This window comes from Pseudotabrizicola algicola (assembly GCF_010915705.1).
Taxonomy (GTDB): Bacteria; Pseudomonadota; Alphaproteobacteria; order Rhodobacterales; family Rhodobacteraceae; genus Pseudotabrizicola; species Pseudotabrizicola algicola.
Genome location: NZ_JAAIKE010000001.1, coordinates 24,638 through 47,709 on the forward strand (window position 1 = coordinate 24,638; position 23,072 = coordinate 47,709).

General features: G+C 62.3%; 26 protein-coding genes and 1 tRNA gene. 12 read left to right on the plus strand and 15 right to left on the minus strand.

Annotated elements, in window-relative coordinates:
• The 8 genes from G3572_RS00115 to G3572_RS00150 form a co-directional block, all read right to left on the minus strand.
• Nucleotides 1-231 (minus strand): hypothetical protein, encoded by a 231-nt coding sequence (locus G3572_RS00115; protein ID WP_164608656.1) that lies wholly within the window; start codon nucleotides 229-231, stop codon nucleotides 1-3.
• Nucleotides 228-2,576, minus strand: coding sequence for an Eco57I restriction-modification methylase domain-containing protein (locus G3572_RS22340; protein ID WP_205518385.1), 2,349 nt, complete (start codon nucleotides 2,574-2,576; stop codon nucleotides 228-230). The genes G3572_RS00115 and G3572_RS22340 overlap by 4 nt, the downstream gene beginning before the upstream one ends.
• Nucleotides 2,573-3,913 (minus strand): type IIL restriction-modification enzyme MmeI, encoded by a 1,341-nt coding sequence (locus tag G3572_RS21830; protein ID WP_205518388.1) that lies wholly within the window; start codon nucleotides 3,911-3,913, stop codon nucleotides 2,573-2,575. Before G3572_RS21830 ends, G3572_RS22340 begins: the two co-directional genes overlap by 4 nt.
• Nucleotides 3,910-7,026 (minus strand): DISARM system SNF2-like helicase DrmD, encoded by a 3,117-nt coding sequence (drmD, locus tag G3572_RS00130; RefSeq protein WP_240335365.1) that lies wholly within the window; start codon nucleotides 7,024-7,026, stop codon nucleotides 3,910-3,912. Before drmD ends, G3572_RS21830 begins: the two co-directional genes overlap by 4 nt.
• Complete coding sequence (locus G3572_RS00135) at nucleotides 7,023-7,457, minus strand: very short patch repair endonuclease (protein WP_205518390.1); 435 nt, start codon at nucleotides 7,455-7,457, stop codon at nucleotides 7,023-7,025. The genes drmD and G3572_RS00135 overlap by 4 nt, the downstream gene beginning before the upstream one ends.
• Entirely contained in the window at nucleotides 7,429-8,523 is a 1,095-nt protein-coding gene (locus tag G3572_RS00140; RefSeq protein WP_164608658.1) for a DNA cytosine methyltransferase, read from the minus strand. Before G3572_RS00140 ends, G3572_RS00135 begins: the two co-directional genes overlap by 29 nt.
• A 30-nt stretch (nucleotides 8,524-8,553) precedes the next feature.
• Nucleotides 8,554-8,742 (minus strand): methylation-associated defense system helix-turn-helix domain-containing protein MAD1, encoded by a 189-nt coding sequence (mads1, locus tag G3572_RS00145; protein WP_164608659.1) that lies wholly within the window; start codon nucleotides 8,740-8,742, stop codon nucleotides 8,554-8,556.
• A 282-nt stretch (nucleotides 8,743-9,024) separates the two neighbouring features.
• Entirely contained in the window at nucleotides 9,025-9,225 is a 201-nt protein-coding gene (locus G3572_RS00150; protein ID WP_164608660.1) for a helix-turn-helix transcriptional regulator, read from the minus strand.
• Between the two features lie 87 nt (nucleotides 9,226-9,312).
• On the opposite strand from G3572_RS00150, the gene G3572_RS00155 reads away from it, so the two are divergent.
• From G3572_RS00155 to G3572_RS00175, 5 genes are read left to right on the plus strand one after another with little or no spacing between them, the layout of a single operon-like run.
• Entirely contained in the window at nucleotides 9,313-9,540 is a 228-nt protein-coding gene (locus G3572_RS00155) for a hypothetical protein (protein ID WP_164608661.1), read from the plus strand.
• Nucleotides 9,537-9,749, plus strand: coding sequence for a hypothetical protein (locus G3572_RS00160; RefSeq protein ID WP_164608662.1), 213 nt, complete (start codon nucleotides 9,537-9,539; stop codon nucleotides 9,747-9,749). Before G3572_RS00155 ends, G3572_RS00160 begins: the two co-directional genes overlap by 4 nt.
• Nucleotides 9,742-9,918, plus strand: coding sequence for a hypothetical protein (locus G3572_RS00165; RefSeq protein WP_164608663.1), 177 nt, complete (start codon nucleotides 9,742-9,744; stop codon nucleotides 9,916-9,918). Before G3572_RS00160 ends, G3572_RS00165 begins: the two co-directional genes overlap by 8 nt.
• Nucleotides 9,918-10,166 (plus strand): hypothetical protein, encoded by a 249-nt coding sequence (locus tag G3572_RS00170; RefSeq protein ID WP_164608664.1) that lies wholly within the window; start codon nucleotides 9,918-9,920, stop codon nucleotides 10,164-10,166. Before G3572_RS00165 ends, G3572_RS00170 begins: the two co-directional genes overlap by 1 nt.
• Nucleotides 10,163-10,591 carry a hypothetical protein gene (locus G3572_RS00175; protein WP_164608665.1) on the plus strand — a complete coding sequence of 143 codons (429 nt, stop codon included), beginning with the start codon at nucleotides 10,163-10,165 and terminating at the stop codon, nucleotides 10,589-10,591. Before G3572_RS00170 ends, G3572_RS00175 begins: the two co-directional genes overlap by 4 nt.
• Nucleotides 10,592-10,826: 235 nt before the next feature.
• Here the strand turns inward: G3572_RS00175 and G3572_RS00180 are convergent.
• A tRNA-Asn gene (locus G3572_RS00180) sits at nucleotides 10,827-10,901 on the minus strand.
• 59 nt (nucleotides 10,902-10,960) lie between these two features.
• The gene (locus G3572_RS00185) at nucleotides 10,961-11,860 is read right to left on the minus strand and encodes an MBL fold metallo-hydrolase (protein WP_164608666.1); all 900 of its coding nucleotides are present in this window, start codon (nucleotides 11,858-11,860) and stop codon (nucleotides 10,961-10,963) included.
• 46 nt (nucleotides 11,861-11,906) lie between these two features.
• Here G3572_RS00185 and G3572_RS00190 point away from each other — a divergent pair, with 46 nt between their 5' ends.
• A complete protein-coding gene (locus G3572_RS00190) occupies nucleotides 11,907-13,229 on the plus strand; it encodes an ATP-binding protein (RefSeq protein ID WP_164608667.1) in 1,323 nt (440 codons plus the stop codon).
• Between the two features lie 7 nt (nucleotides 13,230-13,236).
• Here the strand turns inward: G3572_RS00190 and G3572_RS00195 are convergent, their stop codons facing one another.
• Genes G3572_RS00195 through G3572_RS00205 form a run of 3 tightly spaced genes read right to left on the minus strand, consistent with a single transcriptional unit; the run spans nucleotide 13,237 to nucleotide 16,756 of the window.
• Nucleotides 13,237-13,890, minus strand: a complete 654-nt coding sequence (locus G3572_RS00195; protein WP_164608668.1) for an ATP-binding cassette domain-containing protein — start codon at nucleotides 13,888-13,890, stop codon at nucleotides 13,237-13,239.
• Nucleotides 13,887-15,560, minus strand: coding sequence for an ABC transporter permease (locus G3572_RS00200; RefSeq protein WP_164608669.1), 1,674 nt, complete (start codon nucleotides 15,558-15,560; stop codon nucleotides 13,887-13,889). The genes G3572_RS00195 and G3572_RS00200 overlap by 4 nt, the downstream gene beginning before the upstream one ends.
• Nucleotides 15,557-16,756, minus strand: a complete 1,200-nt coding sequence (locus G3572_RS00205) for an ABC transporter substrate-binding protein (protein WP_164608670.1) — start codon at nucleotides 16,754-16,756, stop codon at nucleotides 15,557-15,559. The genes G3572_RS00200 and G3572_RS00205 overlap by 4 nt, the downstream gene beginning before the upstream one ends.
• 188 nt (nucleotides 16,757-16,944) lie before the next feature.
• Here G3572_RS00205 and G3572_RS00210 point away from each other — a divergent pair, with 188 nt between their 5' ends.
• On the plus strand, nucleotides 16,945-17,586 hold the full coding sequence (locus G3572_RS00210; protein WP_164608671.1) for a CDP-alcohol phosphatidyltransferase family protein: 642 nt from the start codon (nucleotides 16,945-16,947) through the stop codon (nucleotides 17,584-17,586).
• Here the strand turns inward: G3572_RS00210 and G3572_RS00215 are convergent, their stop codons facing one another.
• Nucleotides 17,587-18,810: an FAD-binding domain-containing protein gene (locus G3572_RS00215; RefSeq protein WP_354003969.1), complete on the minus strand. Its 1,224-nt coding sequence runs from the start codon at nucleotides 18,808-18,810 to the stop codon at nucleotides 17,587-17,589. It lies immediately after the preceding gene.
• Between the two features lie 158 nt (nucleotides 18,811-18,968).
• On the opposite strand from G3572_RS00215, the gene G3572_RS00220 reads away from it, so the two are divergent.
• From G3572_RS00220 to G3572_RS00240, 5 genes are all read left to right on the plus strand, one after another.
• Nucleotides 18,969-19,601, plus strand: a complete 633-nt coding sequence (locus tag G3572_RS00220) for an ATP-dependent Clp protease proteolytic subunit (protein ID WP_164608672.1) — start codon at nucleotides 18,969-18,971, stop codon at nucleotides 19,599-19,601.
• Between the two features lie 98 nt (nucleotides 19,602-19,699).
• On the plus strand, nucleotides 19,700-20,965 hold the full coding sequence (clpX, locus tag G3572_RS00225; RefSeq protein WP_164608673.1) for an ATP-dependent Clp protease ATP-binding subunit ClpX: 1,266 nt from the start codon (nucleotides 19,700-19,702) through the stop codon (nucleotides 20,963-20,965).
• A gap of 207 nt (nucleotides 20,966-21,172) precedes the next feature.
• The gene (locus tag G3572_RS00230; RefSeq protein ID WP_164608674.1) at nucleotides 21,173-21,556 is read left to right on the plus strand and encodes an NADH:ubiquinone oxidoreductase subunit NDUFA12; all 384 of its coding nucleotides are present in this window, start codon (nucleotides 21,173-21,175) and stop codon (nucleotides 21,554-21,556) included.
• Nucleotides 21,556-22,026, plus strand: a complete 471-nt coding sequence (gene mlaD, locus G3572_RS00235; RefSeq protein ID WP_164608675.1) for an outer membrane lipid asymmetry maintenance protein MlaD — start codon at nucleotides 21,556-21,558, stop codon at nucleotides 22,024-22,026. The genes G3572_RS00230 and mlaD overlap by 1 nt, the downstream gene beginning before the upstream one ends.
• Nucleotides 22,023-22,445 carry a DUF2155 domain-containing protein gene (locus G3572_RS00240; RefSeq protein ID WP_240335366.1) on the plus strand — a complete coding sequence of 141 codons (423 nt, stop codon included), beginning with the start codon at nucleotides 22,023-22,025 and terminating at the stop codon, nucleotides 22,443-22,445. Before mlaD ends, G3572_RS00240 begins: the two co-directional genes overlap by 4 nt.
• On the opposite strand, the gene aat is transcribed toward G3572_RS00240, so the two are convergent.
• The gene (gene aat / locus G3572_RS00245) at nucleotides 22,346-23,050 is read right to left on the minus strand and encodes a leucyl/phenylalanyl-tRNA--protein transferase (RefSeq protein WP_164608676.1); all 705 of its coding nucleotides are present in this window, start codon (nucleotides 23,048-23,050) and stop codon (nucleotides 22,346-22,348) included. The genes G3572_RS00240 and aat overlap by 100 nt on opposite strands.
• Nucleotides 23,051-23,072 lie beyond the last annotated feature (22 nt).

Consider the following 23,072-nt stretch of genomic DNA (forward strand, 5'->3'; position numbering starts at 1 on the left):
TCAATCACTCTCTGAAATGCGGTAGCGGGCGCTGCGGCGTTCGCCCTGACGTTCGACGGTGCCGTGCGCCAACAGATCATTGATCGCGGTACTCCACTGGGCGCCATGAATTTCAACACAAGCGCGAGTGTCCGACTTCCCAAGCCAGCGGCAATTTGCTCCGACTGGCATGGATGCCCATTCTGGTACGGAAAAGAAGTAGGAAATTTGGCTATCTATGCACGCCATCATTCGTCTTCCGTTTCCAATTCAACCCCTTCATTTTCTACGGGTTCGCCAAAGTTTCTAGCGAATGCTGCTGTTACACTGGCGGCGCTCACCGAATACGCACGACAAATTACAGCTTCGATTTCTTCAGGCGAGCTTGATGCGATTTCTCCTAGATCCAACTTCTTAGGCACTGGAAATGCGGAAATTTGTGGCGGCCCAAACCTCAAGTAGCCTCCGGAAAGCGCTAGCCCGCTGTAGAGACCAAAATAAATCAGAGCCGCGATCCTGGAATTCAGGATCGCTGTTATTGCGCTCAAATCTACTGTCTCTTTTGGGTCGTAGACTATTACCGTTGACTTCCCCGAAAGGTACTCCCCATTTGCATCGAGTGCTGCAACAGGACGCTTGGCCATACCCGATATGATTACTTTCGGTTTTTGAGCCTGAGTCCGGCGACCCTCTGGAATTTGGTTGAGGTTGACAACAGGTTTGTCAAACCGACTTTTCAAATATTGGACTGGAGCAACATCCCAAGTAGTGCGGAAAGGCCGAATGTTCCCGCTCACGACAAACCTACAAAAATTGGGTGGCACCTCTGTTCCGCCTAATTCCCTTACCGCAGGCTTTATTTCATAGGCTTCTGCCACGGTAGCCGCGCCAGATACCGTGGCAAGAGATCCAAGCGGTCTGGTATTCAGCAATGCAGCCTCAACAAGTTCCGCAAAGTCCGTAAGAATAAATGCCCACAGATATGACGGTGCTTTCGCAAAGGCTGATTGCTTCACAAAACGGCGCGGTCCCTTTTGCATTACCTCAATTGAGCAGTCGGCATCGGTCTTCTTTCGCCTCAGAACCAAGACCACCGGATAGACGCTCGCTGAAAATACCTTGATCGACGAATAATCTGAAATGGCCTGTATTTCCGCATCCCTGATGAACAATCCCCTGAGGGCTTCTGCATACTCGGCGCTCAATATTTTATTTGGAATAATGAACCCAATTACTCCCTCACGTCCGCAAATGCGAATGGCCTGTTCGAAGAACAGCACATAGAGATCATAAGTTCCCTTCGCCGATTCATAATCCACAGTAAGAAATTTCTTCAAATTCCCGGATTCGTCAGCATCCGATAGCACCACGGCGTTAACATAGGGGGGGTTGCCAATGATCGCATCAAAGCCACAATCGCCATCAAGGAACACCTCAGGGTACTCAAGGGGCCAATGGAAAAAGTCATCCCTCCTCTTCTTTTCAACGCTACCACCGGTCGAGAAAAGCTTGTCGGCGTCGGAAGCTAGAACCTGTAGTGCGGTTCTAAGTTCGCGTGCCTTCTTTGAGTGATTAATCGAAGAGCGAACCAATCTGTCGGCTAATTCGAAGGTCGCATTCAGGATTTCCCTTGATTCCCTGTCAAGCGCGGCCATCGCATCCACATCCCCGATGTCCCGGATGGGGATTGAGCGCAAGCGGGTGCGCAGTTCGATGGCCTTGTCGACAGCAGCCTGAATACTCCGGCCAAACAACCTGAGCTGCTTGGACCCCTTCGGGACCATGCTGAGTTCGGTCAGTTGCCGGATGTCATGGATCCCGAGGAGGCTGTCTCCGCTGCGCAGGTTGTGGTCGAGGAAGCCAAAGGGCCGCCCCTTTGACATGGTGGTGAGCCAGAGCGAGAGCTTGGCCAGCTCCACGGCAAGCGGGTTCTTGTCGACGCCATAGAGGCACCGTTCCGCTACGAGGCGACGTGCGACGATCGCGCGTTCCTCGACGTCCTGCGACAGCGGGTCGAACCCCTCGGTCGCATCATCGAAGATGCGTCCTTCGCTGTCGATCCGCTTGCCGTCGGCCTCGGCCGCCGCCCAGGCCTCGACCAAGCGGTCGGAGAGCCAACGGCACGCCTGCACCAGGAAGGCGCCGGACCCCATCGCAGGGTCGCAGATCTTGAGATCCAGCAGCTCTTCGGCGCTCTTCAGCTCCCAGTCCTCGGGCACCTTGCCTTCGGCCGGGCCGCGGTAGGCGACCGGCGTCAGCGTTTCTGCGACGATCTTTTCGGTCAGGCTCTTAGGCGTGTAGTGCGTGCCGCTCTCGCGCCGGTCGGCACCGAGGACTACGACGAACGCGCCCTTGTGGTGCACGAGCGGATAGCCCCAGGGGTCGGTCCGCAGTAGCGGCGCATAGGGTAGAATGCGGTCGCGCAGACCGACATCACCACGACAGACGCTGAGCAGACGTGCCGCAAGCCGATCGTCGGCCGTCCGTTCGAGGGCGTTGCGGATGGCGGACTCCGATCGTTCGCTCCGCTCCTTGAGCAGTTCGGCCACTCTGACAGCGCCATCGAGTCGCGCCGACTCCATTTCGCCGAGCGTCACACGCGGGCTCTGGCCTTCGATCCGCCATCTAGTTCGAGTGTGACGTCATCGACGCGCTTCACAGTGCGCTCGAGGAGGCCCTCGTAGACATGCCCGATCTGTTCCACGTCGAGCGCGCGGTAGGACAGCGTGCGACCTTCGAAGATCTGGATCGCGTCCAACAGCAGGAGAACGGTGCGATCGTCGATCGGCAGTGGTTCGGCCGGATCGCTTCGCCAACTCGTACCCTTCTTCCGCCCTTCGAGGAAAGGATAGCGATCCGGGTCGAACAGAGAACCTCCGAGCGCCGGTAGCTGCAGGGTCGGGTGATCGATCCCGCCATACACGCCGCGAAACAGGGCGAGCAGCCGCGACCACGCGGACCGACGGCGCTCGAGGATTTCCTCGGAGTCCGCGCGCAACTGCATCCGGAGGCTGGAGATGGCGTAGAAGGCGTCGTAACGCGGGTCGCCGAGCAGCAGTAGGGCGCGTTCCTCGGCAGCCAGCAAAAACACGAGCCGCATCATCACGGTCAGGCCGGCCTCATAGAGCTCTCGCGGATCGACGTCACGCAAGAGTTCGCGATTTCGGTCCTGGTCGGCGCGGTCGAGAGCCTGGACGAGTACTTCGACGGCGCGGCGGACTTGTTCTCCGAGCGCTTCGGTAACGTCATCCTGATGCTTCAGGGATCGTTCATAGAGCGCCGGAAGCTTGCCGTCGTCGGGGCCGAAAAAGCGGCGGACGCCCAGAAGGCTGACGAATGCCCGCAACGTTTCTGGTTCCTGACCCCAAAGGCGCGCATACCAGCTCGCGAAGCTTGCCACGGCGCCTACGGGCGCGTGGACGAGCATCCAGCGCTCGCCATTGGTGACGACGCCAGTTGGACATCCAGTCGCCCGGAGCAGAGCGACCATTCGATCGGCCGGGGTAATCGCCAGGCCATCGAAGCGGCGCGTCGCATCAAGATCAGTATCGGGTCCGTAAACTTGGATGAGCAGGAGCGGCTCGTCGGAGTTCGTGGGGTTCACGATAGCCAGATCGGGCGCGACTTCGACCCCGTGTTCTGGCAACGAGACAGTCAGCTGCTCGGGCAGCGCCACCCCCCTGCGAAGGACCGTCTCGTCCATCTCGAGAGCATTTATCAGCACATCATCTATCCAAGCCGCGTGCAGCGCGGAAAGGTCGAGATCGTCTGTGTCGACTGCATCACGCCATTCCTCGTAGGTGCGCCGAAGTCGCTGAGGTCGTCCCGAGTGCAGCGCCTCGAGGCCTTGAGGAAAGACGTCGCGCAGCACGGGCACCGCGAGGAAGGGCCCTGATACTTCGATCAGGTTCAGCCATTCGTGATCGTTGCTCATCTGCGCTTCTCCGTCGCGAGGGAATCCGGAACCAGCAGCACGACGGCCACGGGGAACGTATGGTCGACGGCATTGGAATGCCGTTCCTCGATCGCCTTCAGCTCCTGCTCGCGCTCGTTCGGGATTCTGGCCAAGCGTGCTTCCAGGGCTGCAAGGTCGCGCTTGAGCTGCGTCCGTTCGTCTTCTGAGAAAAGTGAGAGCTGGACGGGTATTTGCTCTGCGGCGATCTCGGTTTTCAGCGCCTTTTCGAGGTCGTCCAGAACTTGGCGGATGTCCTCGGCTTCCTTGCGCTTGCGGGTCTCGATCGTGTTCACCAGAAAACGGAGACGGTCCTTGGATCGAGCGTCGACGGCCGCCAAAATGCTATCACGCTGCTTGTCGAAACGTGTCCTCAAGGCGTCGAATGTTGCATCCGACAGTGCCGCAGGCTGAGATTGTTCGAGCCAACGCCGAACTTCCGTGACCCCCTCACGTCGGAAACCGGTATCACGCATATAGCCGCCAGCCTCCGTGAGCTCCTCGTGCAGGCGGTGATGGTTCCCGCCGGTCACGACGAGCCGGGACATCACCACCACGGCTGGTCCTTCGATTTCCCCATCCGGGAGAGAGCGTACGGTTGCCCGGTGGAGCTTCTTTACGTCGTCACGGGCCCAGATTTCCGCGCGCAAGAGCCGCAGGCTCATCTGAACAAGTCGATGGTTGAGGTGAATGAGGACGACGTCATCTCGTCCCTTGGCCACATCGTGGTCGAAGGTGATGGGGCGGACCTTCTGTGTATACGGGTGTTCTAGCCCCTCAAGGCAACGGGACCAGGAACCCGAGAGGGGCGGCATTCGGAAAACCGTGCCATCCGGAGCGCCCGTCAGGGAAACGGGTTCCAGGTCAGGTTTGTCCGCAAGACGAAGTGCAGTGCTGACGGCGCGCTGAATGTGGTCGGGCACGAGGCTTTGTTCACGTCGAGTCTCGCTCAGCCGTTCGTGGAGTTTTGCCACACGATCGCGAAGATCGCGTTCAGCCTTCACGAAACGGCGAGACTTCTCCATGCGTATTTCGGCTTCCCTCGTGTCCAGGTCACGGCGGCGTCCTTCAAGCAAATCAGGTAGTTGCGGCGCAATGACTGGATTTACGCTGCCCATGTCGGCGCGCATCGCATCCAGCTTGCGGAGCGCGCGCAGGATGTCGTCGCCTTGGCCGCCTTCGGCATCTACCGGATGCCATATGACGACTTCGCCGGCGCGTTGCCCATGGCGGTCGATGCGGCCGTTCCTCTGTTCCATTACATTCGGGTTGTATGGGATTTCGAGGTGGATCATCAGATGGCAATGGTTCTGGAGGTCGATGCCTTCTGATGCAGCATCTGTCGCCAGCAAAATCCTGACCGGGGATTCCGAGGGGTTCGCTTGGAACGCGGCCTTCACGCTCTCGCGTTCTTTTGGGTCCATGCCGCCATAGATGAGAGCCAACCTGTCGCCCCCGAAGCCGTTCGATGCGAGGATCTCCTGCATCCATTGCTGAGTGGCGCGATACTCCGTGAACAGGATCACTCGTTCATTCGTCCATCTGTCACCGTCCTTCAGGTGACTGGCCAGCCAATCCAGTACGGCGGTGGCCTTGGCGTCGGACCGACGAGCCGCCTGCTGAGCCCAGGATCGCAGCCGGTCAAGCATCCGGCGTTCTTCGTCGGTCGGTGGCCGGACGTGCTTGCCTGCTTCCTCAATCGCTTCCGCCTCGGCGGCGTCGCGCTGCGCGTCGTCCGCGTAGTCCTCTTCGGTCTTGGCTATCGCTCGCCGAAGAATGCGGTCATCGAATTTTTTCTGGCTGCGGTCGCTAACCGAGCGACCTTCGATCGTCGCTATATGCCGCTCCAGCGTGGCGGCGAACGCAGCAGGAGATGATGATAGGCGCTTGCGCAGCAACTGGTGTACGAAGTGATCGACGGCCCGTCCTCCATCAGCACCGCCTTCGCGGCTCTTGATGTATGCGTCGAGTTGGCTCCGGGCATTCCTCTCGTCGCCCTCATATTCTACCGGCAATGCCTCAAGTCTCCGCTCGGGATAGATGCGCTTGCCGTTGGCGTCGACCAGATCGCTCTTTAGCCGACGGACCATAACGCGGGTCAACTGGGGGTCACTCGGAAGGACATTTCTCGCGAACCTCTGATCGTCGAGAAGCTCAAGGAGCGCGGTGAAGGATTCAGTATAGCCGTCATGCGGCGTGGCCGTGAGAAACAGCTTGTGTTGGAAGTGTGGCGCGGCCAGACGAACAAGCCGCGTCCTGAGGCTTTCGACGGCATAGCGGCCGACGGTCGGGGCGACGTTGTGAGCCTCGTCGATGATGAGCAGGTCGAACTTCCTGGGATGGCTCACATGCGGGGGCAGTGCGTCCCGCAGAAGGCGCAATCCTTCGCCCTGTTTGGCCCAGTCCACTGAGGTGATCAGACGGGGAAAAGACGTCCACGGATTAGCGTGGAGACCGCGCTCGCGGCGCAAACGCTTGACATAGTCCGTATCGACGATCCGGAACTCGAGCCCGAACTTCTCCTGCATCTCGACTCGCCACTTTTCCTGCAAGGAGGCAGGGCAGAGCACGAGGACCGTGCGGGCGCGGTGACGCAGGAGCATCTCTTGAATGACGAGCCCGGCCTCAATGGTCTTGCCGAGGCCGACGTCGTCGGCGATCAGAAGATTGGTGCGCGCCATGTCGATTGCTCGCACGAGCGGATCCAGTTGGTAATCTTCGATGCTTACACCGCTGCGGAATGGGGCCTGCAAATAGCCCCGATCAGCGTTCGTCGCGGCACCCCATACGACTGCATCAAGGAAGGCTTGCAGTGTCGAAGGGTCGTCCAAGCCGGTCAAGCGAGGCAAACCGGCCCTCTCGATGACATGAGCTCCTGGCTCGAGCTCCCAGAGGACCTCAATCTCTTCGCCGAGCGCATCCTCGTCGATGGAGGCCAACCGGACGAGATGCCGTTTGGGCAAACCGGGTGCGACCGACCCGCCGTTGACTTCCGAGACCATCCATTGGCGACGACGAGCCTCGACGAGTTGGCCCGGTTCCGGCGCAGCAGAGTGAGCTACCGCGGCCATCAATTCGTCTGCTGTCATGGTCATGGTTGGGCCCCATTCTTTCTGCGTGCGCGTACGAGTTCTGCAATGCGGCTCGCGGCGTGGTTGGCATCTTCATGCTCCCAGATGCGAACCGACTCCCACCCAAGAGCCTGCAGCCGTTGGTCAGTGTCTGCGTCCCGTGAGCGATTGGTTTCGATTTTCTGGCGCCAGAAATCGGCGTTGCTCTTAGGCCAAGAGGCATGCTCGGGACACCCGTGCCAAAAGCATCCATCGACGAACACGGCAATCTTGGTCGCAGGAAACACGATATCTGCGATGCGTCTGGGCTTCGCCAGAAGTGGAACATGGAGCCGATAACGCAGGCCTTGGGCATGCAGAGCCTTGCGGAGATTCAGCTCCGCTCGCGTGCCCTTTTGCCGCACGCGCGCCATTCTACGGCTGGCCTCAGGCGACGAGGGGCTTGCATTCGCCATTGAGCGATTGTCTTTCCGAATTCAGGTCGGCATCAGAAAATTGCTGAAGATGGGCAATGATGCTTCGCCCAATCACTTCGCCCAAGGTTACTGGGACGGCGTTACCAATCATTCGACCCAAGGATTTAAAATGGATAGGCTCGCCCTCAGGCACGAACGAATAGGTCGTAGGGAAGCCTTGGAGGATCGCGCCCTCTCTCAATGAAATTGCTCTGTCTTGGTCCGGGTGCCCAAATCGTCCGTTCCCGAACCCGTAATATTGAGTAGTCAGAGTCGGCGCAGGGTTGTCCCACTCCATCCTGCCGTAAACGCCAGGGTACGTCTTGCCGCTATCTTTCTTATGACACGCGGCGACCAGATGCTCTGGCCAATCACGCCAAGAACCGCCGGGCTTGGAAGCACGAATACGTTCGACGTTTAGCGGCGACAGCCGCGATGCGGTATGTAACGGGTCTGCGGAGCAACTCTCGCCATGGGAAATCGGCGGCAGATCTCCAATTGCATCACGTACGCTTCGCGCATGTTCCAGATCAGGTGCGGCGGTGCGAATGGGCCCAAATTTTGAAGCAAGCAAGACCATGCGTCGCCTCGTCTGGGGAAGGCCGTATTTGATGCAGTCAATGACCTCTCTATGAACGAAGTATCCCTGACTTTCGAGCGAAGCTGAGAAATCGTCGAAGACGGCGTGTTTCGCAACGGTTGGGACATTCTCCATGGTAACGATGTCTGGACGCGTCTCTTTCACCAGTCGGTCGAACTGATAGAGAAGCCCCCAGCGTGGGCTGCTGAGCACGTCGTACCTCTGCGAATATGTAGAGAAGGGCTGACACGGGGCACATCCGGCAAGGACCTTTACCCCGCCATTCCCGAAAAGCTCGTCGAGTCTCGCACCGGACACCTTGCTGATGTCCTCTTTGATGAAAATGGCATCATTATTGAACTCGAAAGGGTGTCGGCAACTTTCCTCGATGTCGACGCCAGCTACGACATTGATGCCCTCTTTCTCGAGGCCGTGGGTCAATCCACCGGCACCGCAAAAAAGGTCAATGCAAGTAACGTCCTTCATTCATCTTCTCACTTTTCGCCTGGTTTGTGATCAGGCGCTTAGGTCGTCGGCGGCCTTTCCGTTTCTGACCCATTCGTCGATTTCGTCAGTCTTGAATTTCCAAAGTCGACCGACCTTGTGCGCTGGCATCTCGCGCTTGGAAATCCACCCGTAAACAGTATCTTTGCTGACACCGAGATAATCAGCGATCTCCTCGACGGAGAGCCAGCGATCAGTCATGGTGCGGCCCTTCCAAGTGCAGCCTGCGTATTTGAGTACAATCTTTACACCCTCCGTCGGCCGAGTAAACCGGATTTAGTCGGATTAGACCTGTTTTGCTGTACTTGCGCTTGAGCTTTCGCTGACGAGATGCCCGGCGTCGGCACTCGCGGTGAAGGAGGCGCGCTGGGAGCGACCGGCGCCCTTTGCCTCGTGGAAGGTGGCACGGCAGTGCGATGTACCCTGCATTGGCCGTGCTGTACTGGTCCTGGCGCACAGGGGATGGCAGGCAATCGGTATGGTTCAGCCCCCGGCCTTGTCCGGTGCGATCTCGCTCAGCTCCCGGTTTTCGAATGCCACGACATCCTCCATCCGGTAGATAACGCGGCGTCCGATCTTGATGAAGCGAGGTCCGTCACCAAGAGAGCGCCAGTATTCGAGGGTCCTGTGGCTGATCCTCCATCGTGCTGCCAGCTCGATTTGGGTCAGACGTGTGTCAAACATTTTTGTTTCCTTTCGTGCGACCTTAACGGCCGAAATGCGAATTCCCTGCGCGTCCGATACGAAGCTTCGCGCAGGGTTTTGCTGACGATGTCCCCCGTGCCAGTTTCGGTGAAGGTGCTGTGCCTGACACTGACCGAGGCGCAACGGTTCGGCCTGATCCCTGCCGACTTGGGTAAGGACGAGACGCTTGAAGGGGACGCGGACCGTCGGCAGTTCGTAATCCGCACCCTCTGGGACATCGTCCGCAACAGCAACCAAGCGAAGCCCCGCGCTGATGCGCTGGACATGCTCAAGCAACTGGGGGCCATGACATGAACGCTGACGATGATGACCTGCGCGGCCAAGCGAAGCGCAACCGCGAGGCGGAGGAACACCGCGCCGCGCTGGATGCCATCCAGAAGCGCCGCGAGGAAGCTGCCGAGACGGAAGCCCTGCGCGGCGAGATGGAGTTTGCCCGGTGCCTCAGTGCAGCCCCATCGCTGGTGGCCGCGTTCGAGAAGCTGAAAGGTGCAGGCCGTGGCTAAGGGTGACCACAGCAAGCCGCAGCCCAGTGCCCGCGCTGTCGCCCGCGCCGTGGACCGCGTGTTCGCGGCGCAGGAGCAGCGCGAGGAACAGACGAAAGCGCTGATGCGGATGCAGCGCACCATCAAGTCCCTGCGCCCCCGCTGGCTCAAGGGCGAAGGGCGTGCCTGATGGCAAGCGCCCAAGCCCTTCTCAAGCGGGTGGCGAAGCTGGAAGCCGCCCGCAACCCGCGCCCGTCACCTATTGCGGCCATCTACGGCAGCACGGAGGCCTTCGCCGCTGAGTGCATGGCCGAGGTGGAGGCGGGCAAGCTGTGCGGCACCGACATGCCCGTGCTTCTCGACTGCCTGCGGCGGTGGGACAGCGAGGGGTCATGGGATGTGCGCCGCGCCACAGGCAACGGGGTCTGGCGGCGATGACCACACTAGTCACCCTTGAGGACGCCAAGCGGCAGGGGCTGGTCCGCTACTTCACGGGCGAACCATGCAAGCACGGCCACGTTGCTGAGCGCTACGTCAATGGCAGGCAATGCGTCGTCTGCGACCGCGAATGGAACAAGGCGTCACGGCAACCCAATGCCCCGAAAGCGGCGCGGGTTGCGCGTGAGCCTGTTATGGCGTCAGCTTCCAAGGCATACGGGTTCAGCGAACCGAAGCCGTGGGAATGGGATGGCGGGAAGCGCCGCGAACCCGTGCTGGACATGGACCGGCATCCGCCCGTTGCGGTTCGGCATGTCGGCTGGCGCTGCTGTATGCGCTGCGCCAAGCCATTCTTCAGTGAGGACGTGAAGGCCCTGCGCATCTGCGACGGATGCAAGGGAGCCAGCACAGCGAATCTCGGGTGATGATGGCAGCCCCCGAGCGTCCTAAGGGAACCGTCGGACGATAAACGAACGGTCTCAGCGCTAGGGTGACCCCATGCCCCGCTAGCGTAGCGCCCTGCACCCCTCGGTGTAGGGCGCTTTGCTATTCGGCACGGGTGAGGTGCTGCCGCTGCTATTGATGAGCTTATGACCCCCAAAAGCAACACTCACCGAGGTCGTTAGACCTTCGGTAAGTTGCTGTTTTTGTAGGGATTTTTGGCTCCGGCGGTAGGGATCGAACCTACGACCAATTGATTAACAGTCAACTGCTCTACCGCTGAGCTACGCCGGAACACGTGGGCCGTATAGCAACTGGTTTTGGGGGCGTAAAGGGGCATTTGGGAAAAATCGTCACTTGGGATCACATCTCGTAAAGATTGTTCCGGAAGCAGGAAGTTCTTGGCAGGTCACAAGGTTTCTTTGCGCAAGATCAATGAGATGGGCGAGCACGTTTCTTTCGGCTGCGGCGTGCAGCGCAGGGGGAATGCTGTGGTAGATCGCGCGGGTCAGGGTGGCAGGTGTGGCGGGTGCGGCGCTCAGGGCTGTCAGCACCTCGGCCTCGCGCATCTGGCGGTGGGTGGTCAGGGCTTGCAGCCGCGCGGCGACCTCTGTCACCTCCGGGCCGTGGCCCGGAAGCATCAATGCCCAGTGCGTGCGGGCGAGACGTGCGAGGGAGGTCATATAGGCCCCCATGTCGCCATCGGGCGGGGAAATCAGGCTCGAGGCCCAGCCCATTGCGTGATCGCCCGACAGGAGCACATCTCCGAGCGCAAGGCAGATGTGGCCTGCCATGTGGCCGGGTGTATGGATGATCCGCAGCAACGTGTCGCCGCATGGCAAGGTCTGGCCATCGTGCAAAGTCCGGTCCGGGCGAAAGCGGGTGTCTGTCCCCTCGCCGCCGCCGGAAAGTCCGGCTTGCGCAAGCTGTTCCATCAGTGGGCTGCGCCCTGCGTAGGCATCGCCGAAGGCCAGCACCGGCGCGCCGGTCTGCGCCGACAGCCGGGGTGCGGCGGCGGAATGGTCTTTGTGGGCATGGGTCACGATGATGGCGGCAATCGCTTCACCCGGGTCAAGGGCTGCGTGCAGCGACGCGAGGTGGGCAGGGTCATCGGGGCCGGGATCGACAAGGATGACCCCTGCACCCCTGCCAAGCAGATAGCTGTTGGTGCCGGGGCCAGTCATGGCCGAGGGGTTGGGGGCCAGAACACGGCGGATGTCTCTGGCTATCCGGTCGACCCTGCCTGCCTGCATCTGTTGCGCGCTTTCCTTTGGCCTGTGCTGCCGCTAGGCTAATCACATGCGCCTGAGCCTCAAGCCCTTTTTGCCCCGTAGCCTGTTCGGCCGTGCCGCGCTGATCCTGATCGTGCCGACGGTGACGATCCAGTTGATCGTGTCGGTGGCCTTCATCCAGCGCCATTTCGAAGGGGTGACGCGGCAGCTTGTGAATGGAGTGGTGATCGAGCTGAGCCTGCTGCGCGATGTGATCGAGGCGGCAGGCAGCGCGGATGCGGCGCTTGCGGCGGTGCAGCCGCTGGCGCAGGCGGTGGAAATGCGGGTGGAACTGCCTGCGGCAGAGGTTGCCGAGGAGGACCGACGCGCGTGGGAGGATCTGACCGCAGGCGCGGTGATTGCCGAGCTGCGCCAGCGCCTGCCGAATGTGGTGTCGATCGATCTGGCCAGTGTGCGCGGCACGGTCTTGCTGACCGAGCAGACGCGCTTTGGCCCCATGCGGGTATCGGTGGCGCGGGGGCGGGTCTCGGCCTCTAATCCGCATCAGCTTTTGGTCATCATGCTGCTGGCGTCGGTTTTCATGACGCTTATCGCCTACATTTTCCTGCGCAACCAGTTGCGCCCGATCAAGCGGCTGGCCGAGGCGGCGGAGGCTTTTGGCAAGGGCGAGGCGGTGCCGTATCGGCCGCGCGGTGCGCTGGAGGTGCGGGCGGCAGGGGCGGCGTTTCTGGACATGCGGGCGCGGATCGAGCGGGCGATCGAGACTCGCACGCTGATGCTATCGGGGGTCAGTCACGATTTGCGCACGCCGATCACACGGCTGCGGCTCGGGTTGTCGATGCTGCCCGAGGACGAGGAAGTAACAGCGCTTTTGTCCGATGTGCGCGAGATGGAGCGGCTGGTCGACGAGTTTCTGGCCTTTGCCCGTGGCGATGCGATGGAAGAGTCGGTCGAGGTGGACCCCGCCGAGATTGCCGCGCGGGTTGCCGACAATGTGGCGCGGTCAGGCGGACAGCTGGAGTGGGAATCGCGCCTGAACGGGCGGATGGTGCTGCGGTTGCGCCCGCAGGCCGTGCAGCGGGCGGTGGAAAATCTGGTCGGCAATGCGCTGCGGCACGGAATGCGCGTGCGGCTGACGCTGTCGGCAAGCGAACGGGCGGTCCGTTTTGTCGTCGAGGATGACGGACCCGGCATTCCAGAGGCGCAGCGCGAAATGGCGATGGCGCCCTTTGCCCGGCTTGGTGCGGCGCGCGACCCCAACCGGGGGGGCGGCGTCGGGCTTGGTCTCTCGATTGCCGCCGATGTTGCGCGCAGCCACGGCGGGCGTCTGGTGCTGGGCCGCTCCGAGACCTTGGGCGGGCTGCGGGCCGAATTGTTGCTGGCGCGGTAGGGCCGGTTCAGAGCGTGACGGGCTGGCCCAGCGGGCTGATGACCGGACCGCCTGCGGCATGGGCATCTTCGGCATCATGCGTCACCAGAATTGCGGCCAGTCCCTTCTGGCGGATGCGCGAGAGCACAAAGCTGCGGATCTGGCTGCGCAGGCTGGCGTCGAGGCGGGAAAACGGCTCGTCCAGCAGCAGGGCGCAGGGTTGGGCGAGCAGGGTGCGCATGAGTGCCACCCGGGCGCGTTGGCCGCCGGACAGCGTGGCGGGATCGCGGCTTGCAAAGCCCGAGAGTTCGGCCTGATCCAGAGCGGCATCGACCAGCGCGCGGCGGGCGGCGCGGCCCTTGATCGTCGGTGGCAGGGCAAAGGCCAGATTGGCCCCCACCGACAGATGCGGAAAGAGCACATCATCCTGAAACAGCAGACCCACCCGCCGTTGATGCGGGGGCAGGGCGGTGATGTCACGTCCGGCAAGGATGATGCGGCCCTGCTGGCGGAAGGCCGGAGCCAGCGTGCCGAGAATCGCCGAAAGCGCGGTGGATTTTCCCGACCCCGAGGGCCCCATGATGGTAAGCACCTCACCGGGTGCGACGCTCTGGTTCAGCGCGACGACCGGGGTTGTTCCCTGATCGATGCGCAGGTCCTGCAAGATCAGCGCGCCGCTCATGTCGCGACCGCCATGCCACGGCGGTTGCGGAAGGCAAGGGCGGGCAGCAGCAGCGCGAGGGCAAAGCCCAAGGCAGGCAGCAGCATTTGCAGCAAGGCATAGGCCCCGATCAGGCGGCGGTTGCCGCCCGAGGACAGCGCGACCGCCTCGGTCGTCAGGGTTTCCACACGCCCTCCGCCGATCAGCAGAGTCGGCAGGTATTGTCCGACCGACACCGCCACCCCGACCGCCGCCGCCGTCAACACCGGACGCAGCAACATTGGCAGACGCAGGCGCCAGAACACGCGCGCGGGGCTTGCGCCAAGGGCCAGACCGGCGGTGGCGATGCGCCCGTCCCAGGCGCGATAGGCGGGGGCGAGCGACAGAAAAACATAAGGAAGCACAAAAACCAGATGCGCGGCGGCCACGGCCAGCCAGTGCCCTTCGACGCCGCTGCGCAATGCGGCGCCTTGAAGGCCCGGCAGGAAGGCCACCTGCGGCACCAGAAGGGGCAGATAGAGCACCCAAAGCGCGGCTCCGCGCGGCGAGAGGGCAAAGCGCTGCTCGGCCTCGAGGCAGGCGATCACCAGCGCCAGTGACAGGGCGGTCGCGGTCGCTGCGATCATCACTGTCACCGCGCCCGTGCTGACCAGATCGGGCGCGGCGCGCATCCATGTGCGCAAGCTGAGGCTTTGGGGCAGCACATCGGGGAACTGCCAGAGCCCCGCCAGCGACCAGACCGCAAGCCCCGCCAGCCCGAGGATAAGCGCGCCCGCCGTGAGCCCCCCCGTCAGCAGCGCCGCGCCCCGCGCAAAAGCGTCCAGCGCATGGGCACGAACCCCCGCCTCGGCAAGGCGCACCAGTGCGCGGCGGGCGACGCGTTCAACCAGCGTCCAGAGCAGCAAGGCGGCAATGACGACGCAGAGTTGCAGCACCGCTCCGGCGGCGGCGGTGGCCTGTGCGGTCAGCATCGGGTCTGCCATCCAGATCACCACCTGCGCCGACAGCGTGGCGGGGCGGGTGGGGCCTAGGATCATCGCCATCTCGACCGCGGTCATCGAATAGGCCAGCACAGCATAGACAGGCAGGCGCAACTGCCGGTAGAGGCCGGGCAAAACCGCAACCGCAAAGGCCGCGATCTTGCCTGCCCCGAGGCTGTGCGCGACTTGCATCCGACGCGCGATATCGGTTTGCGGCAGGGCGGCCAGCGCCATGAGGAACAGGAACGGCACTTCTTTGGCGATCAGACCCAGTGTCAGTGACAGCCCGTAAGGATCATTCAGGATCAGGAGGTCCGGCGGCTGTGTCCAGCCCGTTGCCCAAGGCGACAGCAGCCGTGCGATCCAGCCCGAGGGGGCGATCAGAAAGGCCAGACCAAGCGCCGCCGCCGCATGTGGCACCGACAGCAGGGGCGCGAGAAGGTGCAGGATCAGCGCGAACAGCCGCGTTCCCCAGAGGCTGGCCACCAGCAAAAGCGTGATCGCCAGCGATAGCGCGGTTGCGCCGAGCCCGGTGCCCAGCGACAGCCGCACCGCAGGCCAGAGGCCGGGCCATTCAACAAGCGCGCGAAAGCCCTTGGCATCGTTCGAAAATGCCGGAATGAGCGTGCCAAGCAGGCCCGCCGCGACCGGCACCACCAGAAGTGCCAGGGTGAAGCGGGGCGCCCACCGCAGCGGGCCGCCCCAAATCATTGTGCGACGCCGTAGCGCTGCATCCAATCCTGGCTGATGCGCACCATCCAGCTGGCGTGCGGCTCGAGCAAGGCGGGACCAAGATCGGCAGGCGACAGGGTGGCGATGCCGAGGTCGAGCGCGTCAAAACGGGCCTTGTCTGGCGCATCGAGCGAGGAAAGGTCCAGAACCGTCTGGAAACCCAGCACATTCGGGTCTTGCGCGCGCGCCTGGATCTCGGGGTCGAGCAGCAGGTTTGCCACCACTTGCGCGCCTGCGGCATGCGCCGCGTTAAAGGGGATGGCGACAAAAGAGGCGTTGCCGATGGTGCCGCCTTGCAGGGTAAAGGTGCGCACGGTTTCGGGCAGGTTGCCTGCCCCGATCTCGGCGCTGGCGCGTCCGGGGTTGAAGGCGAAGCCGATGTCGACTTCTGCATCGGCGAGCAGTTGTCCGAGCGCGGGTTCGTTCTGCGGATAGGCCTTGCCGGCGCGCCACAGGGCGGGCGTCACCGCGTCGAGCCATGCCCACATCGGCGCGATGGTGGCCTCATAGCTGGCCTCGTCCAGAGGGGCCTGCATGACTGACGGGTCTGACAGGGTGCCATAGGCCACCTGCTTGAGGAAGGTGAGGCCCAGATAATCGGGCGGTTGCGGATAGGTGAAGCGGCCCGGATGGGCGATGATCCAGTCCTTGAGCGCATCGAGGGTTTGCGGCGGTTCCGGCAGGCGGGCGCTGTCATATTCGAACACCAGCTGCGCCATCGCCCAAGGCGATTCATAGCCCTCGGTCGGCAGGGTGAAATCGGTGACAACAGCGGGTTTGCCTGCGACATCCACATAGCGCCAATTCGGCAGGCTTTCGGCGAAGGGGCCGAAGAGCAATCCCTGATCCTTCATGGCGGCAAAATTCTCGCCGTTGATCCAGATCAGGTCGACCGCCCCGCCGGTCAAGGTGCCTGCGTTGCGCTCGGCCTGAACGCGGGCGACCGCATCGGCGGTGGAGGCGAGCTTGACATGCTCGAGGGTGACACCGTGGCGCTCTTGCGCCTCTTGCCCGACGAAGGCGATGAAATCGTTGATCTTCGGGTCACCGCCCCAGGCATGCCAATACACGGTTTGGCCCCGAGCGGCATCCAGCACCGATTCCCAAGCGGTTTGCGCCTGGGCAGGCAGGGCAAACAGGGCGGCGGTGGCAAGAAGGAAGTGGCGTCTGAGCATGGAAACCCCTGTTTGATGGCCGTCTTGGCGGGCCGGATCTGAGCGTGTCGCAGGATATAGCGCTGGGATAGGCAAGGCATAGTCTTGTGCGCAAGGGATATTCTGTCTGGACAAGCGTTCGTGACGGGCTGACACAGGTGGCGAGGCAGTGCGGCGTTTCGCGCTTTGCCACGCAGGAGGGGGTGAGCATGTTGGACGGGGCCATGCGCCGCTTGATCGATCCGGCACTGAATCGCGGCGGGCGCTGGCTTGCCGCGCGCGGGGCGACGGCGGATGGCATAACGCTGCTTGGCCTCGGCTTTGGCCTGCTGGCGGCGGCGGCCCTCGCGGCAGGCTTGCCGGGCTGGCTGGCTTTGCTGCCGCTGGTGGTCGGTCGCGTGCTGGACGGACTGGACGGCGCTGTGGCGCGCGCGACGTTCAAGACCGATTTCGGCGGCTATTTCGACATCTTCTGCGACTTTGTGTTCTATGCCGCGATTCCCCTTGCCTTCGTGATGCGGGACCCCGCAGAGAATGCCGTGGCGGGGGCGTTTCTTTTGGCGGCATTTTACGCGAATGCTGCCAGTTTTCTGGGCTATGCCATTATCGCCGCCAAGCGCGGGATGACCACGACGCAGCAGGGTGAAAAATCGCTCTATTATGCGGTCGGATTGCTGGAAGGCACCGAGACCATCGCCTTTTTTGTGCTGATCTGCCTGTTTCCGGGGCTGTTCGCCCCGGCGGCGCTGATTTTTGGTGGCTTGTGTCTGGTCACTGCCGCCGCGCGGGTGGTGCTGGCGCGGCGGGTGTTCTTTGATGCGCCTTCGGGGGCCGAGCACGGCACGCGTTGATCAGACCAGATTGCGCGCCGTTTGATGGAACCGGAAAAAGCCATGTGTGGCATGCGGCCAGAGCGCGGCATCATAGGGGCGCATTGCCCGCACAAGGCGGATGTTTTCCGCCGCGAGGCGGGCATCGAGCGAGGCAAGCAAGCCTGCCACCGGCCCGACCGGAGCAAAGGGGGTGACGATCTGCAAGGCTGCGGTTTGCCGCGCCCAGGCCACCAGCGCGTCAACCGCGCCCGGACCCTGGACGGGCCCGTGAATGGTGGCGAGATCGGCCGACAGGCGGCGGCTGCAGTCATCGGTCGCGTGGCGCAGGAAATCCTTGACGAGTGGCGAGACCGGGCGGGGCGAGCGATCGTCGGCGGCAAGCAGGAAGGCCGTGGACAGGGGGCGCAGGCCCGCGTCCAGCAGCCAGTCTGGCGACAGGTCATCCTCGTGCAGCAGCAGCGCGGTGGGCAACCGGTGATCCCACACTCCTCCTTGCGGGCAGGGCCCCGGCTTGGGGTTCGGCGCGCCGTTCACCGGAAAATCCAGTGCGGCCAGCCCCTTGGGCCGATGCCGCCCGTCGCTGAGTCCGGTTATGACGTCGGCTTTGGCAAGGTATGTCTTTCCCGGCGTGTGCAATCCGGCGACCCAGCGCCATGACAGCGTGTTCGAGGCCGGATCGCCATCCAGAAGATGCCGCAGAAAGAAATCGGCCCCCAGTTCCCACGGCAGATGCAACGTGAACACCCAGATCGAGGCAAAGCACATGCGCTGGTGGTTGTGCATATAGCCGGTCGTGACCAGATCCTGCGCCCAGTCGTCAAAGCCGTCGATGCCGGTCTTGCCCGCGCAGGCCGCTTCGTAAGTGCGGGCAAGATCGGCGTCGCGGTCCAGCCGTGCGAGTGCCGCCAGCACGCCGGCACGCGTCTCGCGCCAGACTTGCGGGCGCATTTCGAGCCATCCTTTCCAGTAGGCGCGCCACAGCACCTCGGCCACAAAGGTATCGGCCCCGTCGCCATGCCGGGCGCGGGCGGCGTCGATCACCTCTGTTTCGGTCACGAGCCGGCTGCGCAGGTAGGGCGACAACCGGGACACATGCGGATGGCCGGGGCGGTGAAGGTTGCGGTTCTTTGCGTAGGCGGTGCCAGCGAGCGGCAGAAACTGGCGCAGCAGCGCCAGGGCATGATCGCGCGTCGCGGCGGTTGGGAAGTTGGGCGTGTTCATGGCCCAGTGATGGTAGATCACGCCTTGCCGCGTTCAAGTGCGCAGATCAACACAACCGATCCGCCGTTCCGCGATCCGCGGAAAAAGCCGGCTGCCCTTGCAGCCCCCGCATCGCCCCACTAAGACTCTGTCAATGACCGCCCCGTATTCACCTATCAGACATCCAAGAGGCAGGCCCGATGCGCGACCCCGTTGACCACTACATGAATACCCTCGTTCCCATGGTCGTCGAGCAGACCAGCCGGGGCGAGCGGGCCTATGACATCTTCTCGCGCATGCTCAAGGAACGGATTATCTTTCTGTCCGGCCCTGTGCATGACGGCATGTCGAGCCTGATCTGCGCGCAGCTGCTGTTCCTTGAGGCGGAGAATCCGTCGAAGGAAATCAGCATGTATATCAACAGCCCCGGCGGCGTGGTGACTTCGGGTCTCTCGATCTATGACACCATGCAATACATCAAGCCCAAGGTCAGCACGCTGGTGATCGGGCAGGCGGCGTCGATGGGGTCCTTGCTGTTGACGGCGGGCGAAAAGGGGATGCGGTTCTCGCTGCCCAACTCCCGCGTGATGGTGCACCAGCCTTCGGGCGGCTATCAGGGGCAGGCGACGGATATCATGATCCACGCCCGCGAGACGGAAAAGCTCAAGCGCCGCCTGAACGAGATTTACGTCCACCACACCGGCAATTCCTATGAAACCGTCGAGGCCGCGCTGGAGCGCGACAATTTCATGTCGGCGGAAGATGCCAAGGCCTGGGGGCTGATCGATGAGATCGTCGCCAGCCGCGGCAAGATGGATGACACGACGAAGTGACGCATTGCCCCCCGCAGGATGACTGCGGGGGGCAATTTGACATTGTGGAGGGTTCGGGCTTGGCCTAGACTTTCCTTTGACAAGGCTTGAGGAAACCCATGGCGAACAATTCCGGCGACAGCAAGAACACGCTTTACTGTTCCTTCTGCGGCAAGAGCCAGCACGAGGTGCGAAAGCTGATTGCCGGTCCCACGGTGTTCATCTGTGATGAATGCGTGGAACTCTGCATGGATATCATCCGTGAAGAAACAAAGACCACCGGCCTGAAATCCACCGATGGCGTGCCGACCCCGCGTGACATCTGCAAGGTGCTGGATGATTACGTGATCGGCCAGATCCATGCCAAGCGCGTGCTGTCGGTTGCCGTCCACAACCATTACAAGCGGCTGAACCATTCGTCGAAATCGGATATCGAACTGTCGAAATCCAATATCCTGCTGATCGGGCCGACCGGCTGCGGCAAGACCCTGCTGGCGCAGACGCTGGCGCGGATTCTGGATGTGCCCTTCACGATGGCGGATGCAACCACACTGACCGAAGCGGGCTATGTCGGCGAGGATGTGGAAAACATCATCCTCAAGCTGCTGCAGGCGTCGGAATACAACGTCGAACGCGCGCAGCGCGGCATCGTCTATATCGACGAGGTCGACAAGATCACCCGCAAGTCGGACAACCCGTCGATCACCCGCGATGTGAGCGGCGAGGGCGTGCAGCAGGCGCTTCTGAAGATCATGGAAGGCACCGTTGCCAGCGTTCCGCCGCAGGGGGGCCGCAAGCATCCGCAGCAGGAATTCCTGCAGGTGGATACGACGAACATCCTGTTCATCTGTGGCGGGGCTTTTGCGGGTCTTGAAAAGATCATCGCGCAGCGTGGCAAGGGATCGGGCATCGGCTTTGGCGCCGATGTGAAAGACCCTGATGGCCGCGGTGTGGGCGAACTGTTCAAGGAGCTGGAGCCGGAAGATCTGCTGAAATTCGGGCTTATCCCCGAATTTGTGGGGCGTCTTCCCGTGATCGCCACCCTGACCGATCTGGATGAAGCGGCGCTTGTCACCATCCTGACCGAGCCGAAAAATGCGCTGGTCAAGCAGTATCAGCGTCTGTTCGATATCGAAGGCGTCAAGCTGACCTTCACCCCCGACGCGCTGACCGCCATTGCGAAGCGGGCGATCAAGCGCAAGACGGGCGCCCGTGGCCTGCGGTCGATCATGGAGGATATCCTGCTCGACACCATGTTCGAATTGCCGGGCATGGAGGGCGTGCAAGAAGTCGTCGTGAAGGATGAGGCGGTGAACGCCGGTGCCAAGCCGATGCTTGTCTATACCGAAGCGCCGAAGAAGAAAGAAACCGCGAACGCTGGCTGACGCCTGCGCAGCGGATGGTGAAATAGGGCGCGGGCGGTATTCTCCCGCGCCCTCTCTTTTTGCGAGAATTGCGCGCCTGTACGGGGGCAGGATTTTTCTGCGAAAAATCGCTCACAGCGGCGGCACAGTCGCGTCAGGAGCATGTGCAGGCCCTAGACCTTGCGGCACATTTCCGCCATATCAGGCACAAGCAACCGGAGGCCCCCGATGTATTTCCTCAAGCGCCTGCTCACATGGTGGAACAGCCAGACGATCGGCACCCAGATCTTTACCGCCCGCAAAGGCATTAAGGTGGGAGAGGATGATCAGGGCAACATCTATTACCAGACCGCCGATGCCAAAAAGCGGTGGGTCATCTACAACGGTGAAATGGAAGCCTCGCGCGTCTCGCCCGAATGGCATGGCTGGCTGCATTTTACCTGGGACGAGCCGCCCACCAAGGCCCCGCTGCGCCGCAAGGCTTGGGAAAAGCCGCATCAGGAAAACCTGACCGGAACCGCTGGGGCCTATGCCCCCGCCGGATCGCTGCGCCGCGTTGCACCGGCTTCGGCCGCCCCGCGCGCCGATTATGAAGCGTGGCAGCCGGAATAATGGCCTCTGAACGCGCTGAAATTCTGGCGGGCGCCGCGGTGCTGGCTGTGGCGGTCGGCTTTCTTGCCTATGCGGCCAATTCTGCCGGGCTTATGGCGCGTGTCGGTGACACCTATCCGCTGACAGCCAGCTTTCGCGCGATGGACGGGATCAGCGTCGGGTCCGATGTGCGCATGGCGGGCATCAAGGTTGGCACCATCAGCGAGATCCGGCTGAACCCGCAGACGTTCTTCGCGGATGCCACCATTTCGCTGCGCAAGGACATCTTGCTGCCCGAGGATAGTGCGATCCTCATCTCTTCCGAAGGTCTGCTGGGCGGCAATTTCGTCGAGATCGTCCCCGGCGGCTCGCCTGACAATCTTGCACCGGGCGATGAGATCGAGGATACCCAAGGCGCGGTCAGCCTGATCACGCTCTTGATGAAATTCGTGAGCGGTGGCGGCTCGGACAGCGCCGGAGATACGCCATGATGAAGCGGCTTCTTGTGGCTTTGGCCCTGCTTGTCCCGACGACAGGGGCTGCGCAGGACATGGCCTCTGCGCCCGGTGGCACCTTGCGGTTTCTTGACAAGGTGACAGGGCGGGTGGAGGATCTGTCACTTTCACGCGGTCAGGCTGTGCTTCTGGGGCGGTTGACAGTGCAGCTGGATGAATGTCGGTATCCGCGCGACAATCCGGCGGCGGATGCGCAGGCGCATCTGACGGTGATGGAGACGGAAGGCGCGCGCCAGATGTTCTCGGGCTGGATGCTCGCCTCCAGCCCTGCTTTGTCCGCGATGGACCATCCGCGCTATGATGTCTGGGTCTTGTCTTGCGATTCCGGTTTTGTCGCGCCCGAGGTGACCGAGCCGGACAACGAAGAGCCGCTTGAAGAAATCAACGAAGGGTAAGGGGCATAGCCCTTGGGGGCGAAGGCGGCGTTTTGATTCAGGGCGCGCGCCAGCCTGCGGTGATACTCGGCACGAGGGATCTCTTCCGCGCCAAGGCTGGCCAGATGCGGCGTCAGGAACTGGGTGTCAAACAGGCTGAAGCCGCCCGCGCGCAAGCGATGCACAAGCCATGCGAGCGCGATCTTCGAGGCGTTGGTGCGGCGCGAAAACATCGACTCGCCGAAAAACGCTCCACCCAGCACCACGCCATAGACCCCGCCGATCAGAGCGCCGTCTGCCCAGACCTCCAGGCTGTGGGCGTGGCCTTGCTGGTGCAAGGTCTCATAAAGCGTGAAGATGGCGGGGTTGATCCATGTTTCGGGGCGGTCGGCACAGCCAGCAACCACACCGGCGAAATCGGTGTCGATCGTCACGCTGTAGTCGGGCCGCAGCAAGGCGCGCCGCAACGAGCGCGAGATGTGGAAGCGGTGCAGATCGAAAACGCCGCGCCGCTTGGGGTCGATCCAATGGATGTCGGGCGAAGTCGCAGACTCGGCCATCGGAAAAATGCCCAAGGCATAGGCTTGCAGCAGGAGTTCCGGGGTGATCCGGTCAGAGAGCGTCATGAAAACCATTGCCACGCCAAGA